The organism is Serratia sp. FGI94, from assembly GCF_000330865.1.
GTDB classification, from domain to species: domain Bacteria; phylum Pseudomonadota; class Gammaproteobacteria; order Enterobacterales; family Enterobacteriaceae; genus Serratia_B; species Serratia_B rubidaea.
In genome coordinates this window covers 4,397,817-4,413,977 of the sequence record NC_020064.1, presented here as the reverse complement: position 1 = coordinate 4,413,977, position 16,161 = coordinate 4,397,817, and the positions used below count along the sequence as shown (strand labels likewise).

The following is a 16,161-nucleotide window of genomic DNA, read 5'->3' as shown; positions in this document are numbered from 1 at the left end:
GTCCCCCGTCCCGTCCGCTGCGCCGCTATTTGTCGGCGCTGTCTTGCGCCATCTGCGGCGGCAGCTGCAGCAGGCTGCGTTTCTCCGCCACGTCTTGTGCTTCGATAGCCGGCGCCGCATTGCCCCAGCTATTGCGGATGTAGCTCGTCACCGCCGCCACCTGTTCGTCCGACAGCTTCCAGGCAAAGCTTGGCATCGCGCCGCTGGTGGGGTTGCCCACGGTCACCGCGCCCCGGCCGCCCTGCAGAACGGTGGTTACCAGCGATGCGGCGTCCGGCGCCACGATCGCCGGGTTGCCGGCCAGGCTGGTCGCCAGGTTCGGGATCCCCTTGCCGTTGCTGTTATGGCAGGCGGTGCAGTTGGCGGAATAGACGTTGGCGCCCATCTTCATCTGCGCATCGTCTGCGGCCAGCGGCGCCGGTTTCTGCCGATCCGATCCCGGCAGGGATTTCAGATACACCGCGATGGCGCGCAGATCCTGCTCCGTCAGGTGCTGGGTGGAGTTGCTGACCGCCTCCGCCATCGGCCCGGAGGCGACGGCGACGTGGTTGCTGCCCAGTTTGAGATAGTCCACCAGCTGATCTTCCGTCCAGTCGCCGATGCCGGTGTAGCGATTGCCGGTGATTTCAGGCGCGTACCACTCGCCCAGATTGCCGCCCTGCAGATAGGCAGAGGTATCGCCGCCGATCGGGTTCTTCGGCGTATGGCAGGCCGCGCAGTGCTCCAGCCCCTGCACCAGATAGGCGCCGCGGTTCCACTGCGCCGAGCGGCCGGCCTCCGGCGTAAAGCCGCTGTTGTCGAAGAACAGCAGGTTCCAGCCCATCATCGCCAGGCGAATGTTGTACGGGAACGGCAGTTGGGTTTCCGGCACCTTATTTTTCACCGGTTTGACCGAACGCATATACATCCACAGGTCATGCATATCGGCGTCGCTGACCTTGATATAGGCGTTGTACGGCATTGCCGGGTAGAGGTTCTCCCCCTGTTTGCCCTTGCCGTGACGCACCGCGCGGAAGAAGTCGCGCTCGCTCCAGCCGCCGATGCCGTCTTCGACGTCCGGGGTGATGTTGCTGGCGTAAATGCTGCCGAACGGCGTGCTGATTGGGTAACCGCCGGAGAACGGCTGCTTGCTGCCCGGCGCGGTATGGCAGGCCACGCAGTCGCCGGCGATCGCCACGTATTTGCCGCGGATCACCGCCTGCGCGTCCGCCGCGGACGGCGGCTGGCTGGTCAGCGTCTGGTCGTCCGCCACGTTATCGGCGCTGGCGTCGCCGTTTCTCCACAGCAGCCCAACCACCACGGCGGCGGCGATCACGGCGATCCCGCCCGCAATTTTGATTTTTTTCATCTCACACCTTTACCAGCGGACCGGGGTTTTTGACGTACTGCTCGATGATGGCTTTCGCCGTCCACAGGCTCAGCGCGCCGATGGTGCCCGTCGGGTTGTAGCCGGCGTTGTTGGGGAAGGAGGATGCCCCCAGTACGAACAGATTATGCATGTCCCAGCACTGCTGATAGCGGTTCAGCACGCTGGTTTTTGGATCCATGCCCATCACCGCGCCGCCGATGGTGTGATCGCTGGCGAGGTTGTACGGCGAGTAGCGGCCGGAGGCGGAGTTGGTGCCGATAACGATTTTGGCACCCATCGCCTTGCCCAGCTCCACGCTTTTCTCTTCGATAAAACGGGCGGCGCGGCGGTCGTTTTCGTTGTAATCGAAGGTGACGCGCAGCAGCGGATTGCCGTTATCGTCCTTGTACTCCGGATCCAGATCGAGGTAGTAATCTTCGTGCGAGTAGCTGGTGCCCTGGCCGAAGATAAAGGTGCCGTTCTGGAAGGCGTGGGTATAGGCCTTTTTCCACGCCTTGCCCCAGCGCGGCGTGCCGGGCGGCAGCGCGTCGGCATTGCCGATCGGGCGGGCGCCGCGGGCTACCACCAGCAGACCGGCGCCGCCGATAAAGCCCAGCTCGCTGTGGTCGAAGTTGTCGCCGTTATAGTCATCCACCTGCTGCGACAGCGCACCGGCGCCGATAAACGGGTTGAGGTTTTCGTCTTCGAAGAACAGGTTGGCGCCGGCTACCGTCTGGAAGCTGTAGGCGCGGCCGACCACGCCGGTTTTGCTGACGGGATCGTAAGGCTGACCGATTTTCGACAGCAGCAGCAGGCGCACGTTCTGCATCTGGAACGCGGACAGCACCACGATATCGGCCGGCTGCTCCCACTCTTTTTTATTGCGATCGAGATAGGTGACGCCGGTGGCGGTTTTGCCATCCTCGGCCTTGTTGACCCGCACCACCGCCGAATCGGTGAGGACGGTAAAGTTCTCGCGCTGCATCAGGGCCGGCACCACGCAGGCGTTGGGGCTGGATTTGGAGAAGTTGCCGCAGCCGTAATACAGGCAGTAGCCGCAGTAGGTGCAGGGGCCCATACGCACCCCGAGCGGGTTGACATAGGCGCGGGAGGTCTGGCCCGCTGGCACCATAAACGGGTTCAGGCCCAGCGACTTGGCCGCGTCGCGGAACAGATCGGTCAGGCGTAGCCCCTCCAGCGGCGGCAGCGGATATTCGCTGCTGCGGTTGCCTTCAAACGGGTTGCCGTCCGGGATGATTTTGCCGTTCAGCTTACCGGCCTTGCCGGAGACGCCGGCGATCTTCTCGAAGCGGTCGTAAAACGGCTCCAGCTCGTCATAGGTGACGCCCCAGTCCTGCAGAATCAGGCCGTCGGCAATCTGCTGTTTACCGTAGCGTTCGACGGTCTGGCTGTACGGCTGCAGATCGAACGGCGTGAAACGCCAGGCCATGCCCGCCCAGTGGGTGCCCGAGCCGCCCACGTTATATCCCAGCTCGTTCAGGTTCCAGTCGCGGGTCGGCAGCGCGGTTTCGCTGCGGCTGTTGCGGAAGGTGGTGGTTTCCACCGCCGGCGGCAGCAGCATGCTGCGGCGGGTATCCCAGCGCAGTTCATCGGTGTCGATGGAGGGCGGAAAGTCGGTGGCGGTCTCAAACCAGGGGCCGCGTTCGATGGCGACGACGTTTAACCCGGCGCGGGTCAGCTCTTCGGCGATTAAAGAGCCGCACCATCCCAGACCGACGATAACCACATCGGCTTTTGGACGTACATTTTTCATAATTGAACTCACAAGTGCTCAGCGCGGCGGTGGCGCAGGATCAAAGCGTGTTATCGATTAAACTGGTGGGGATGATGTTCAGCTTTTGCCCTTTCTTAGCGAGCAGATCGCGGAAGTCATAGCGTGCGCCCGGGAAACCAATCATTTTCCAGCTGGTCATGTCTTTATTGCCGCCGTAAATGGGATCGGCCAGGAAGCCTTCGCGCACGTTTTGCAGCAGCAGCTCAAACAGCACCTTGGTTTCCACCTGCGGGCCGAGATCGTAGCGGTCGGCCTCCATGGCGTGCAGGATGTGTTCCTGCTGCCGTTGGTCGAGGGCGATAAAGTCTTTGCCGAACTGTGACCGCGTGGCGCGATCCAGCGCCGCCAGCCCCTGACGGTAGCGCTGCGCCGGGGTCAGCGGCGACTGCGGCCCCTGCTGCGGGGTGCCTTTGACAAAGCGTCCCAGCCGGTACAGGGCCACGGCGTTGCCGTAGTCGCCTGCCAGCTGACGGTCGATAAAGGTGGCGCAGCCGGCCTCTTGGCCGCCCAGGCTCAGTTCATCGGCCGGAATAAAGCGCTCGGCGATGATGGCGACCGTATCGAATTCGTGCTGCGTGAAGTACTGCAGGCCGCCTTTGCGCGGCGGCGCTGGCGGCGTGTTGATGTCGCCGGGCTCCCAGGGTTGCCCGCCGTTGATAACCTCAGCCTGTGCCGTAGGCAACGACGAAGCCACCCCCAATGCGACCACTGAGGTGAGAAAGTCTCTGCGTTTCATAAATTCCCTGCCGATTAATTGCTCAAAAAACTCTTTTTTTATTTTTTACTTTCGCGTCCGCGCACTGCGACAGACGCGCCCAGCGGTGTTTTTTTACATGCCAACAAAGAAATTAATAAAGTGTTAACAACGCGCCGAGAATAATTTTTTCCGCGTTGGCAGGGAAGGTTTTCGTTGATGGTTTTCCATCATCGGCCCGGTTTCTTTCCCGCATTGGGCTTCCTATAGTGAATTCACCTGGCCCCGACGGCACGCCGCTCTGGCCATCAAACACACGAGGAGAGCCTATGTTTCCCACTGCCTTACCTCAGCCGACGCGGCTGGCGCCTGAGAGCATCCCCGTCTTACGTTGGGGGATTATCGGTCCCGGCTGGATCGCCGATCATTTTGCCGCAGCGCTGCGCGGCCAGACCCGGCAGCAGCTGGTTGCCGTTGTGGGACGCAACGCCGAAAAAACGGCGGCGTTCGCCGCGCGCTGGGATATTCCGCAGGTCTGCCGCAACGTCGGCGAGATGCTGGCGCTGAACCAGCTGGATGTGGTCTATGTCGCCACGCCGCATAATCATCACTTCCCCGACGCCATGCAGGTGTTGCAGGCCGGTAAACACGTGCTGATTGAAAAGCCGCTGGCGCTTAACGCCCAAGAGGGGCGGGCGCTGCAGGAGGAAGCGCGGGCGCGCGGCTTGTTCTGCCTGGAGGGCATGTGGTGCGATTTTACGCCAAAATATGATGTGCTGCGTCAGCTGCTGACCAACGGCGATCTGGGGGAACTGCACACCCTGATTGCCGATCACGGCGAGTTTTTCACCCCGGAGCACCGCATTTTTAATGCCGACCTGGCCGGTGGTCCGATGCTGGATCTTGGCAGTTACCTGATATCATTCAGCATCGGCGTCGCCGGCGCGGTGCCGGCGACGATTGTGGCGTACGGACAGCCTGCGCCGGGCGGGGTAAACGGCCAGGCGTCAATGCTGTTTAACCATGGCAACGGCATGCAGGCGGTGCTGAACACCACGCTGTTCAGCAATACCTCCGGCGCGGCGACGGTCGCCGGGCGCGACGCCACGCTGTATCTGGACGGGCAGTTTTACGCCCCCGGCGACTTTACGCTGCAGTCCAGCCAGGGCAATCGGCGGCTGCACTGGCAGGATCGCGGCGGACGCTATGTGCAGCTGAGCTATGAAATCGAACACGCGGCGTGGTGCATTGGTCAGGGGCTGACGGAGTCGCCGGTGCGTCCGCTGGCCACCTCGCTGATGACGCTGAACACAATGGATGAAGTGCGTCGCCAGCTGGGTATTGTATTTAACGAAGAGCGCGCGGCGGTACGGCTGGCCTAGCCCGCCGCGCCGGGAGCAGAGATGAAGAAGTTAACCATCGGCAGGCTGGCGCAGCTGGCCGGCGTTGGCGTGGCGACGGTGGATCGGGTGCTGAATGAACGCGGCGGCGTTGCGCCGGAGACGGCGCGCAAGGTGCTGCTGGCGGCGCGCGAGCACGGCTTTAACCGGGTATTGCCCGAGGCGTACCAGCATCCCTGGCGCATCGAGGTGATTCTGAGCGCCAACGGCTCGTTTTTTTTCAAAAAGCTTGATAACAGCTTCAGCGAGCTGGCCGGCGCGCTCGGTTACCGCCGGGTGACGCTGCACCGGACGTTTATCTCTGAATCCCATCCGGTCAAACTGGCCGAGCATATCAGAGCGTGCAGCCGTCAGCGGGACGGCATTATCGTGTTTGCGCACGACCACCCTGCGGTCTATGCGGCGTTGGCAGACTGCCGGGCGCGTAATGTCCCGGTGATTACCATCGTGACCGATCTGCCGCACGCCGAGCGCCTGTGCCACGTCGGCGTTAATCAGCTGCAGGCGGGCCGCACCGCCGGCTTGCTGATGGGACGCACCCTGAAGGCGCCGGGAGAGGTGATTATGGTCAGCGGCCGCAGCGACTACAGCGCGCACCGCGAGCGTATTGAGGGCTTCCGGGCGGTGCTGCGCCAGCGCTTCCCACAGATCGATCTGAAAGAGGTGCTGGTGGGCCGTGATGAGCGCCATACCATCCGACGTCTGCTGGCGGAGACGCTGAGCAAAAACGGCCGGATTGTCGGGCTGTATAACACCGGCTCCGGCAACACCGAAATCAGCGCCGAGCTGGCCAGGCACCGGCTGCTGGGGGAGTGCGTCTATATCACCCATGAGCTGTACAGCCTGACGCGCCGGCTGCTGGATAACGACAGCCTCTCTTATGTGATCGACCAGGATGCCCGCCAGCATGCGCAGCTGGCGATCGATCTGATGCTGGGCCGGCTGGGCGGTGACGCCGCCGTGGACATGTACCAGAGCGGCAAGGTCGATTTTAAAATCTTCACTGCGGAAAATTGCGAATAGGGCACCCGCCCGTCGGCGTGAAAAGCGTGGTATCCCGCCAAATTCCTTCTATGCTCAAAATATAGCCAGTTTTTGACGGCGGCCGCATTGCTTACCACGGACGCGCGGCGCGGCATGCCGGACGATGGGCATCTATCGAAGGAATAACTCCATGAATTCTTCAGCATTATTGCAATATTGCATGGCAAAGCCTGGCGCGCAGCAGAGCGACCAGAACCAGTGGCAGGCCAGCCAGGTCAAGGTTGGCGAGGTGATGTTCGCCATGGTGTGGGAGATTGAGGGCCGCCCGGCGCTGGCGGTGAAATCCAGCCCGGAGCAGGCGGAGAATTTGCGCGAACTGCACCCGGAGATTGTCCCCTGTGAACATCTGAACAAGGCGCACTGGAATGCGGTGTATCTGGACGGCGGCCTGCCGGATTCGCAGTTTTATACCCTGATTGACGGTTCGTACCAGCTGGTGCTGTCGGGGCTGCCGGAGCAGGTGCGCCAGGGGCTGCAGGCCTGATTGCTGCCGTTTGCCTTTGTCTCTCTTCTCCGCGGCCTTTCGGCGAGGTTGTGATCGTTAACACAATTTGGGAACGTTCCCTTTTTCTTCGTCGGCGTCAGCGTTTAGGCTGGTGGCCGTAATGCGAATCGCAAAGGGAGAGCGTCTGATGGCGACCAGTGAAGAAAAACGCAAGATGATCGCCGGTGAGCTGTATGACGCCGGCGATGAGCTGCTGTGCAGTGAACGCCTGCGGGCGCGCCAGCTGTTGCATCAGTATAACCATTCCGCGCCGCAGGCGGGGGAGCAGCGCAGGCAGTGGCTGACGCAGTTACTGGGGCGGTATCAGGGCGGCACCATCGAACCCAGCTTCCGCTGTGACTATGGTTACAACATCTATCTGGGAAAAAATTTTTACGCCAACTTCGACTGTGTGGTGCTGGACGTCTGCGAGGTGCATATCGGCGATAACTGCATGCTGGCGCCGGGCGTGCATATCTATACCGCGACGCATCCGCTGGACGCGGCGACCCGCGTCGGCGGTGCAGAGTTCGGCAAGCCGGTGACCATCGGCAATAACGTGTGGATCGGCGGGCGGGCGGTGATCAATCCCGGCGTGACCATCGGTGATAGTGCGGTGATCGCCTCCGGCGCGGTGGTGACCAAGGACGTGCCGGCCAACTGCGTGGTGGGCGGCAACCCGGCGCGGGTGCTGAAACTGCTGTAAACGCCGGGCGCCTGTGCTGCGCTTAGGCGCGCAGCGAGTCGATATCCACCACGAAGCGGTATTTCACATCGCTTTTCAGCATGCGTTCATAGGCGTCGTTAATCTGCTGCATCGGGATCAGCTCGATATCTGAGGTAATGCCGTGCTGACCGCAGAAATCCAGCATCTCCTGGGTTTCCGCAATGCCGCCGATCAGCGAGCCGGCGATGCGGCGGCGCTTCAGAATCAGGTTAAACACCTGCGGTGACGGATGGTCGTGCTCCGGCACGCCGACCAGCGTCAGCGTGCCGTCGCGGCGCAGCAGGTCGAGGAACGGATTCAGATCGTGCTTGGCCGCCACGGTATTGAGGATAAAATCGAAGCTGTTGGCATGCTGCGCCATCTCCTCGGGGTTGCGGGAGAGCACCACTTCATGGGCGCCCAGCCGCTTGGCGTCGTCGATTTTCGACGGCGAAGTGGTGAACAGCACCACGTGCGCGCCCATGGCCCGCGCCAGTTTCACCCCCATATGTCCCAGCCCGCCGAGGCCGACGATGCCGACCTTTTTACCCGGGCCTACGCCCCACTGGCGCAGCGGTGAATAGGTGGTGATGCCGGCGCACAGCAGCGGCGCGACGCCGGCCGGATCGAGGTTGGCCGGCACCCGCAGCACAAAGTCCTGATCCACCACCATATCGGTGGAGTAGCCGCCGTAGGTGACGGCGCCGGTCTGGCGATCCTGACCGTTATAGGTGCCGGTAAAGCCGTTTTCACAATACTGCTCCAGCCCTTCTTCGCAGCTCGGACAGCTGCGGCAGGAATCGACCATACAGCCGACGCCGACCAAATCGCCGACCTGATGAGCGGTGACGCCGCTGCCGACGGCGCTGACGCGGCCGACCACCTCATGGCCCGGCACCACCGGGTACAGGGTATTGTTCCATTCGTTGCGCGCCTGGTGCAGGTCGGAGTGGCAGACGCCGCAAAACAGCACTTTGATTTGTACATCGTGTTCGCGCAGCGCACGCGGTGAGTAATCGAAAGGCACGAGCGCAGACTGCGCGTCATGCGCGGCATAGGCATGCGTAATATTCATGGTTACTCCGGTTATCAATCAGTGACAAAAGGTATTTGTGCCGGCAGCAGAAGGCCGGTGAGGCGCGGCCTGAGTCATGCAGGCGGCCGCAGAGGGAAGATTGATAATAAGTGCTGGGCCGGGGGAGGGAAATGCCTGAACGTGTTGAAATCTTGCCTGTTTCTGTTCAATGTTCGTACGGCGGACGATCGGTGAGAGCGTCCGCCGTACGCGCAGGCGTTAGCGCTTCAGCAGCGGTTTGAGGAAGCGCGCGGTGTGCGATTCCTGGCAGTTCGCCACGGTTTCCGGCGTGCCGGACACCAGGATCTCGCCGCCGCCGCTGCCGCCTTCCGGCCCCAGATCGACAATCCAGTCCGCGGTTTTGATCACGTCGAGATTGTGCTCAATCACCACGATGGTGTTGCCCTGGTCGCGCAGCTGGTGCAGTACCGCCAGCAGCTGCTGGATATCGGCAAAGTGCAGGCCGGTGGTCGGCTCATCGAGGATATACAGCGTCTGGCCGGTGCCGCGCTTCGACAGCTCACGCGCCAGCTTGACGCGCTGCGCCTCGCCGCCGGACAGCGTGGTCGCCGACTGGCCGAGACGGATATAGGACAGGCCGACATCCATCAGGGTCTGCAGCTTGCGCGCCAGCGCCGGCACCGCGTCGAAGAACTCGCGCGCTTCTTCGATGGTCATCTCCAGCACTTCGTGAATGCTTTTGCCCTTGTATTTGATCTCCAGCGTTTCACGGTTATAGCGCTTGCCTTTGCACTGGTCGCAGGGCACGTAAATATCCGGCAGGAAGTGCATCTCCACCTTGATCACGCCGTCGCCCTGGCAGGCTTCGCAGCGGCCGCCCTTCACGTTAAAGCTGAAGCGCCCCGGGTTGTAGCCGCGGCTGCGTGATTCCGGCACGCCGGCGAACAGCTCGCGCACCGGGGTGAAAATGCCGGTGTAGGTGGCCGGGTTGGAGCGCGGCGTGCGGCCGATCGGGCTTTGATCGATATCGATCACCTTGTCGAAGTGCTCAAGGCCGGTGACCTCGCGGAACGGCGCCGGTTCGGCAATGGTGGCGCCGTTCAGCTGGCGCTGGGCGATCGGGAACAGCGTATCATTGATCAGCGTCGATTTGCCGGAGCCGGACACCCCGGTGATGCAGGTGAACAGCCCCACCGGCAGCGTCAGCGTGACGTCCTTCAGGTTGTTGCCGCGCGCGCCGCTCAGCTTCAGCACTTTGTTCGGGTCTGCCGCCACGCGCTCCTGCGGAATGGCGATCTCGCGCTTGCCGCTGAGGAACTGGCCGGTCAGCGAGTCCGGCTTGGCCATAATGTCTTCCACGCTGCCTTCGGCGACGATCTGCCCGCCGTGCACGCCGGCGCCGGGGCCGATATCGATCACGTGGTCGGCGGCGCGGATGGCGTCCTCGTCATGCTCTACCACGATCACCGTGTTGCCGAGGTTGCGCAGGTGGATCAGCGTTTCCAGCAGGCGCTCGTTGTCGCGCTGGTGCAGGCCGATGGACGGCTCGTCCAGTACGTACATCACGCCCACCAGGCCGGCGCCGATCTGGCTGGCCAGGCGGATGCGCTGGGCCTCGCCGCCGGACAGGGTTTCCGCCGAGCGCGACAGCGACAGGTAGTTGAGGCCGACGTTAACCAGAAACTTCAGGCGATCGCCGATCTCTTTCAGCACTTTCTCAGCAATCTTGGCGCGCTGGCCGCTCAGCTTGATGTTCTGGAAGAAGGTCATCGCGTGGCCGATGCTGAGATCTGAAATCTCCGGCAGCGTGGTGTCTTCGACAAACACGTTGCGCGCTTCCTCGCGCAGGCGGGTGCCGTGGCAGGAGGCGCACGGGCGGTTGCTGATAAATTTGGCCAGATCCTCGCGCACCGCGCTGGATTCGGTCTCTTTATAGCGGCGCTCCATATTGTGCAGCACGCCTTCAAACGGATGGCGGCGCACGGTGGTGTCGCCGCGATCGTTGATGTATTTAAACTCGATCGACTCCTTGCCGGAACCGCTCAGCACCGCCTTTTGCACGTTGGCGCTCAGGCTGTTGAACGGCGCTTCAACGTCGAACTGATAGTGCTCCGCCAGCGAGCGCAGCATCTGGAAGTAGTAGAAGTTGCGGCGGTCCCAGCCGCGGATAGCGCCGCCGGCCAGCGACAGCTCTGGGTTCTGCACCACGCGATCCGGATCGAAGAACTGCTGCACTCCCAGGCCGTCGCAGGTCGGGCAGGCGCCGGCCGGGTTGTTGAACGAGAACAGGCGCGGCTCCAGCTCGCGCATGCTGTAACCGCAGATCGGACAGGCGAAGTTGGCGGAGAACAGCAGTTCTTCCGCCTTGTCGTCGTCCATATCGGCCACCACCGCGGTGCCGCCGGACAGTTCCAGCGCGGTTTCAAACGACTCCGCCAGCCGCTGCGCCAGGTCTTCGCGCACTTTAAAGCGGTCGACCACCACCTCAATGGTGTGCTTCTTCTGCAGCTCCAGCTTCGGCGGATCGGACAGATCGCACACTTCGCCGTCGATGCGCGCGCGGATATAGCCCTGCGTCGCCAGGTTTTCCAGCGTTTTGGTGTGTTCGCCTTTGCGATCCTTAACGATCGGCGCCAGCAGCATCAGGCGCTTGCCTTCCGGCTGGGTGAGCACGTTGTCGACCATCTGACTGACGGTCTGCGCCGCCAGCGGCACGTGATGATCCGGGCAGCGCGGCTCGCCGACGCGGGCGAACAGCAGGCGCAGATAGTCATGGATTTCGGTGATGGTGCCGACGGTGGAGCGCGGGTTGTGCGAGGTCGACTTCTGTTCGATGGAGATCGCCGGCGACAACCCTTCAATATGGTCGACGTCCGGTTTTTCCATCAGCGACAGGAACTGGCGGGCGTAGGCGGAGAGCGACTCGACGTAGCGGCGCTGCCCTTCGGCATACAGCGTATCAAAGGCCAGCGAGGACTTGCCGGAACCGGACAGCCCGGTGACCACAATCAGTTTGTCGCGCGGGATAATCAGGTTGATGTTTTTGAGATTATGGGTTCGAGCACCACGAACTTCGATATTGTCCATTTACACTTCCCGTCTTGGTGATACGCCGTGCGGCTTTACGGTTGGTTTTGTGACCAGGTGCGCAAAAAAACGCCACAGCCAGTACGAAACGTATCATTATGACATAAAAAAGCCTGAATGGATATCCAGTATTCGTATGAAACGTTGTCGATCGCGATGACAATTTTGGAATACAATGCGCAGTTATCAAGGCGGGTGTGGTTTCGGCTTTCGCGTGGTAAACTGACTCGTTTATACTGTGTAAAAATCATTCATCAGGAGATAGCTCATGGCCAGCAGAGGCGTAAACAAAGTAATTCTGGTCGGGAACCTGGGCCAAGACCCGGAAGTCCGTTACATGCCGAATGGTGGCGCGGTCGCCAACATGACCCTGGCTACCTCCGAAAGCTGGCGCGACAAGGCGACCGGCGAGCAGAAAGAAAAGACCGAGTGGCACCGCGTCGTGCTGTTCGGCAAGCTGGCGGAAGTGGCCGGCGAATATTTGCGTAAAGGCTCGCAGGTGTATATCGAAGGTTCTCTGCAGACCCGCAAATGGACCGATCAGAGCGGCCAGGATCGTTACACCACCGAAGTGGTGGTTAACGTCGGCGGTTCCATGCAGATGCTGGGCGGCCGTCAGGGCGGCGGCGGCGCACCGGCAGGCGGTGGTCAGGGTGGCCAGGGCGGTTGGGGCCAGCCTCAGCAGCCGCAGGGCGGCAACCAGTTCAGCGGCGGCCAGCAGCAGCAGTCGCGTCCAGCGCCAAGCAGCGCGCCGGCGGCCAGCAGCAACGAACCGCCAATGGACTTTGACGACGATATTCCGTTCTAACAGCTATTTTCACGCAGAGATTTCACCCTATCAGGCCCTGTATATACAGGGCCTTCCTAATGCAGGATGTGGCGTGGATAGCGTTATTGAGCGTGAGGGCGCTTAACGTACGACGCAGAGTCCGGTGTGCTGTCTAATAACAGAAAAGCCCAGTCTGAACTAACTGCATGTTTATATGGAGTTCATTTTTTCTTGGCGACCGTCGGTTGCTATCACACTACAACGGTTCTCCACCGACCTGATGGTACACTATACCGTTTTGATAACGCTTTTAGCCCCCCTAATAGCCAGTAAAATAGCGCCAGTATCTGTACCTTCATCAGACCGCGGAACCGAGCATAGCGGTGACTATGATGCTGTTTGGCATCTGCGAACGGCCCATCGTGTCCTTGCCAATATTGCTGTGGGCGGTCCAGGGCTTCCTATAAGATTGAACAGTGTTAACCCGTAACAGGGCTTGCCCCTCTATTTTGCTAACGCGGTTCATGGGCATTCAGCGTTTGCTGCGCATCATGTTTCATGACGTGCGTGCGAATCGCAGCTTGAAAAACTTTAAACAGTACGCCGTTGATGAAGGTTGCGAGCGTCAGCGTGATGAAGGCTGTCATCACCCAGTCAATCAGCGTCAGGCCACTGTGCAATAAATTAGGACGATAAATCAGCATGGCTGCAAACACCACCCAGTGACTCAGGCAATAAAAGCAGTGAAAAAGATGGCCCAGTAACTCGTTTTTGCGCGCGATCCAGGCCCGGGGTGCTGCGAATAGCTCCGTTTGAGTGATTGTCATAGCGATGCTGGCCGAAGCCAGCGCAATCATTAGACACCGTGAGAAATCGGCGGTCATTATCTCGGTCATGCGTATTTCCTCTTTTTGTCGATAGGCGTGGGAAGTCAGAGCAGGAAAACTGTACGGCTTTCATGTGACATATAAAAGCACATGAATTTCGCCATTGTCAATTTCTCGTATCATTATAAGATACGAGATAGGTGGACAGGAGAGGTAAAGAAATGCGTCAAGACAACAAACTATCACGCATGTTGCACGTATTGCTGCATATGGCACGCCACGATGGGGTTTATACGTCAGAGCAGATCGCCGCCATGCTCGGTACGCATAGCGCGGTGGTGAGGCGTACGTTAGCGGGCCTGCGGGACGCCGGCTTTGTCACCTCAGAGAAGGGGCATCATGGTGGGTGGCGCATTGCGTGCGATTTCCATGACATCAACCTGCTTGATGTCTATTGCGCCGTCGGCGTTAAGCAGCTTTTCGCCATTGGCAACGGGGAAGAGTCTCCGGGATGTGCGGTTGAAGCGGCGGTCAACCAGGCATTGGGCAAGGTTTTGCATGAGGCAGAACAGGCGCTGTTGGCACGTTTTGCTGAAATCACTCTGGCCGAGTTGAAGGATAAGTTCGATCGTCACTTTCCGGATGCGAAAAATCAAGATGACTGGGTTGCTTGTATTGAGCGTTATGATGATTAATGCACGGCGTAGCGCCATTGCATTTTAGTTGTGAACCAGACTCCGGAGCATTGTGTCCGGAGCCTGCACACCATCAGCGTTCTGGTTGTTGCGGTATACGTGTGGAGAATTAGTTAAAGATTTCTGCGGTGCCGTGCAGTTTGTTCTGGCCGCCGGCGGAGGTGATGCGGTAGCTGCTGGCGCCGGCCGCGGCGGCTTTACTGGCCAGGGCGTCTTCCAGTGCGCTCAGGCTGGCGGCGCCGCTGACGGAAATCACACCCACTTTTTGTGCGTTGGCGGCTGGCTGGGCGGCAGGTTGTTCGGCTGCCGTTGCGGTGAAGGCAGCGCCGGTCAGCAGTAGTGCGGTAGCAAATTTTTTGATGTTTTTCATGATGCAATCCTCAGAGTATTTTTTATGTGAGCCGCCGTTGCGTCTCGATGTGTCAAATATTAACCAGGTGGGCCTGAGGTTAAAATCGGAGAGTTTTGAGTATCTCTGTCAAATAAATTGATATTCCGGCGTGGGGGCTGGCTGGCGCAGCAAACCATTCACCGCTACCTTTAAATTTAAACAAGGTAAGTGGGTGGAGAATGAGTGATGACGACAAATGCATTTGTTGGCAGCTGGTCACTGGTGTCTTCGGTATTCAAGAGCGAAGAGGGTGCGCCAAGCTACCCGCTCGGCGAGCAGGTGATAGGGCGCATCAATTACGAGGCCAACGGCACCATGGCGGCACAGCTGTATAGCGCGGTGCGCCCGCGCTTTGCCGCGGACGATCTGGCGCAGGGTAGCGACCAGGAGCTACGCGTCGCGTTTACCAATATGCTCAGTTATTTTGGCCGCTACCAGATTGATGAGCCGGATCAGCGGGTGATTCATCAGGTTGAAGGCTGCTCGTTTCCCAACTGGGTCGGCACCCGCTTTGTGCGTTTTTACAGTTTTTCCGGCGATAGGCTGACGCTGCGCACCGCACCGCTGCAAATCGGTAACGGCGTACAGATTGGCGAGCTGGTCTGGCAACGCATCGAGATGCCCGGATGATCACCGTTCACCACCTGAATAACTCGCGCTCGCAGCCTATCTTATGGTTTTTGGAAGAGCTGGCGGTGCCTTATCAGGTGCAGCGCTATCAGCGGGAGGCGGGGAGCCTGCTGGCGCCGCCGGCGTTGAAGAAAATCCACCCGCTGGGTAAATCGCCGGTAATTGTTGACGGCGATTTGACGCTGGCCGAGTCCGGCGCAATCATCGAGTATCTGCAGGAAGCCTATGATGCGCAGGGGCAGTTTATCCCCACCGATTTTCATGCGCGTCAGCAGTACCGCTACTGGCTGCACTATGCGGAAGGTTCGCTGATGCCGTTGCTGGTGATGAAGCTGGTGTTTGGCCGCCTTGGGCAACCGCCGGTGCCGCTGCTGCTGCGCAAGGTGGCCGGCGCCGTCGGCAAAGGAGTGCAGCGCAACTATCTCGATAAGCAGATCGCCGTGCATCGCGACTATCTGGAACGACACCTGCGGACCAACCCCTGGTTTGCCGGCCATGATTTTAGCGCCGCCGATATCAAAATGAGCTTTCCGCTTGAGGCAATGGCCGCGCGCGGCGGGCTGGACGGCTGCCCGCAGCTGCGCGATTTTCTGCGGCGCATTCATCAGCGCCCGGCTTACCAGCGTGCGCTGGAGCAGGGCGGCCCTTATCATCTGTTGCTCTAGCCGTCTGGACTATACTCGATAGGTCACTGTTTCTCGGAGAAGGTCCATGACGACTCAAATCTTTGTCAATTTGCCGGTCAGCGATCTGCCCGCCTCCATGGCCTTTTTTGGTCAGCTGGGCTTTGCCTTCAACCAGCAATTTACCGACGACAGCGCCGCCTGCATGGTGGTGAGCGACACCATCTATGTGATGCTGTTAACCCACGATAAATTCAAAATGTTTACCCCCAACCCGATTAGCGATGCGAAGCGCGCCAGCGAAGTGCTGCTCTGCCTGTCGCGGCCCAGCCGCGCGGCGGTGGACGAGCTGGTGCGCAAGGCGATCGCCGCCGGCGGCAATACCTATAACCAGCCGCAGGACCACGGTTTTATGTATGGCCACGGCTTCCAGGATCTGGATGGCCATATCTGGGAGCTGATGTTTATGGATCCGCAGGCCATGCCTGCCTGAACGTCCGGGCCTCAGCATGCGGCGGCGTTGTGGTTAATCGCGTCGGATCGACGACTTTTTACCTTTTCTGTCGCGATCTTTAGTTGATCGGACGGTATAGAAGGCTGGATAATCGTTTGCTTCAGTAAAAACACTATAA

Annotated in this window: 16 protein-coding genes; 9 read left to right on the top strand and 7 right to left on the bottom strand. The window is 60.3% G+C overall.

Annotated elements, in window-relative coordinates:
• Positions 1-25 precede the first annotated feature (25 nt).
• The 3 genes from D781_RS20125 to D781_RS20115 are packed head-to-tail and all read right to left on the bottom strand — an operon-like array spanning position 26 to position 3,879.
• Positions 26-1,348: a c-type cytochrome gene (locus D781_RS20125; protein WP_015962075.1), complete on the bottom strand. Its 1,323-nt coding sequence runs from the start codon at positions 1,346-1,348 to the stop codon at positions 26-28.
• A gap of 1 nt (position 1,349) precedes the next feature.
• Positions 1,350-3,122: a GMC family oxidoreductase gene (locus D781_RS20120; RefSeq protein WP_015962074.1), complete on the bottom strand. Its 1,773-nt coding sequence runs from the start codon at positions 3,120-3,122 to the stop codon at positions 1,350-1,352.
• Positions 3,123-3,162: 40 nt separating this feature from the next.
• On the bottom strand, positions 3,163-3,879 hold the full coding sequence (locus tag D781_RS20115) for a gluconate 2-dehydrogenase subunit 3 family protein (protein WP_015962073.1): 717 nt from the start codon (positions 3,877-3,879) through the stop codon (positions 3,163-3,165).
• A 287-nt stretch (positions 3,880-4,166) separates the two neighbouring features.
• Here D781_RS20115 and D781_RS20110 point away from each other — a divergent pair, with 287 nt between their 5' ends.
• The 4 genes from D781_RS20110 to maa all read left to right on the top strand — a co-directional run bounded on the left by D781_RS20110 (position 4,167) and on the right by maa (position 7,471).
• On the top strand, positions 4,167-5,219 hold the full coding sequence (locus D781_RS20110) for a Gfo/Idh/MocA family oxidoreductase (protein ID WP_015962072.1): 1,053 nt from the start codon (positions 4,167-4,169) through the stop codon (positions 5,217-5,219).
• Between the two features lie 21 nt (positions 5,220-5,240).
• Positions 5,241-6,260: a LacI family DNA-binding transcriptional regulator gene (locus D781_RS20105; RefSeq protein WP_015962071.1), complete on the top strand. Its 1,020-nt coding sequence runs from the start codon at positions 5,241-5,243 to the stop codon at positions 6,258-6,260.
• 151 nt (positions 6,261-6,411) lie between these two features.
• Positions 6,412-6,765, top strand: a complete 354-nt coding sequence (locus D781_RS20100; RefSeq protein WP_015962070.1) for an MmcQ/YjbR family DNA-binding protein — start codon at positions 6,412-6,414, stop codon at positions 6,763-6,765.
• A gap of 148 nt (positions 6,766-6,913) precedes the next feature.
• Entirely contained in the window at positions 6,914-7,471 is a 558-nt protein-coding gene (gene maa / locus D781_RS20095; RefSeq protein ID WP_015962069.1) for a maltose O-acetyltransferase, read from the top strand.
• 22 nt (positions 7,472-7,493) lie between these two features.
• Here the strand turns inward: maa and D781_RS20090 are convergent, their stop codons facing one another.
• Both D781_RS20090 and uvrA read right to left on the bottom strand, forming a co-directional pair.
• The gene (locus tag D781_RS20090; RefSeq protein ID WP_015962068.1) at positions 7,494-8,546 is read right to left on the bottom strand and encodes an NAD(P)-dependent alcohol dehydrogenase; all 1,053 of its coding nucleotides are present in this window, start codon (positions 8,544-8,546) and stop codon (positions 7,494-7,496) included.
• A 219-nt stretch (positions 8,547-8,765) separates the two neighbouring features.
• Positions 8,766-11,594, bottom strand: coding sequence for an excinuclease ABC subunit UvrA (uvrA, locus tag D781_RS20085; protein ID WP_015962067.1), 2,829 nt, complete (start codon positions 11,592-11,594; stop codon positions 8,766-8,768).
• Positions 11,595-11,862: 268 nt separating this feature from the next.
• Here uvrA and ssb1 point away from each other — a divergent pair, with 268 nt between their 5' ends.
• A complete protein-coding gene (ssb1, locus tag D781_RS20080; protein WP_015962066.1) occupies positions 11,863-12,402 on the top strand; it encodes a single-stranded DNA-binding protein SSB1 in 540 nt (179 codons plus the stop codon).
• Positions 12,403-12,875: 473 nt separating this feature from the next.
• Here the strand turns inward: ssb1 and D781_RS20075 are convergent, their stop codons facing one another.
• Positions 12,876-13,259, bottom strand: coding sequence for a hypothetical protein (locus D781_RS20075; RefSeq protein WP_015962065.1), 384 nt, complete (start codon positions 13,257-13,259; stop codon positions 12,876-12,878).
• Positions 13,260-13,411: 152 nt separating this feature from the next.
• Here D781_RS20075 and D781_RS20070 point away from each other — a divergent pair, with 152 nt between their 5' ends.
• A complete protein-coding gene (locus D781_RS20070) occupies positions 13,412-13,885 on the top strand; it encodes an Rrf2 family transcriptional regulator (protein WP_015962064.1) in 474 nt (157 codons plus the stop codon).
• 109 nt (positions 13,886-13,994) lie between these two features.
• Here the strand turns inward: D781_RS20070 and D781_RS20065 are convergent, their stop codons facing one another.
• Positions 13,995-14,255: a YdgH/BhsA/McbA-like domain containing protein gene (locus D781_RS20065; RefSeq protein ID WP_015962063.1), complete on the bottom strand. Its 261-nt coding sequence runs from the start codon at positions 14,253-14,255 to the stop codon at positions 13,995-13,997.
• A gap of 207 nt (positions 14,256-14,462) precedes the next feature.
• On the opposite strand from D781_RS20065, the gene D781_RS20060 reads away from it, so the two are divergent.
• From D781_RS20060 to D781_RS20050, 3 genes are read left to right on the top strand one after another with little or no spacing between them, the layout of a single operon-like run.
• Positions 14,463-14,906, top strand: coding sequence for a lipocalin-like domain-containing protein (locus tag D781_RS20060; RefSeq protein WP_015962062.1), 444 nt, complete (start codon positions 14,463-14,465; stop codon positions 14,904-14,906).
• Positions 14,903-15,571 carry a glutathione S-transferase gene (locus D781_RS20055; RefSeq protein WP_015962061.1) on the top strand — a complete coding sequence of 223 codons (669 nt, stop codon included), beginning with the start codon at positions 14,903-14,905 and terminating at the stop codon, positions 15,569-15,571. The genes D781_RS20060 and D781_RS20055 overlap by 4 nt, the downstream gene beginning before the upstream one ends.
• Positions 15,572-15,617: 46 nt before the next feature.
• On the top strand, positions 15,618-16,022 hold the full coding sequence (locus D781_RS20050; RefSeq protein WP_015962060.1) for a VOC family protein: 405 nt from the start codon (positions 15,618-15,620) through the stop codon (positions 16,020-16,022).
• Positions 16,023-16,161: the final 139 nt, after the last annotated feature.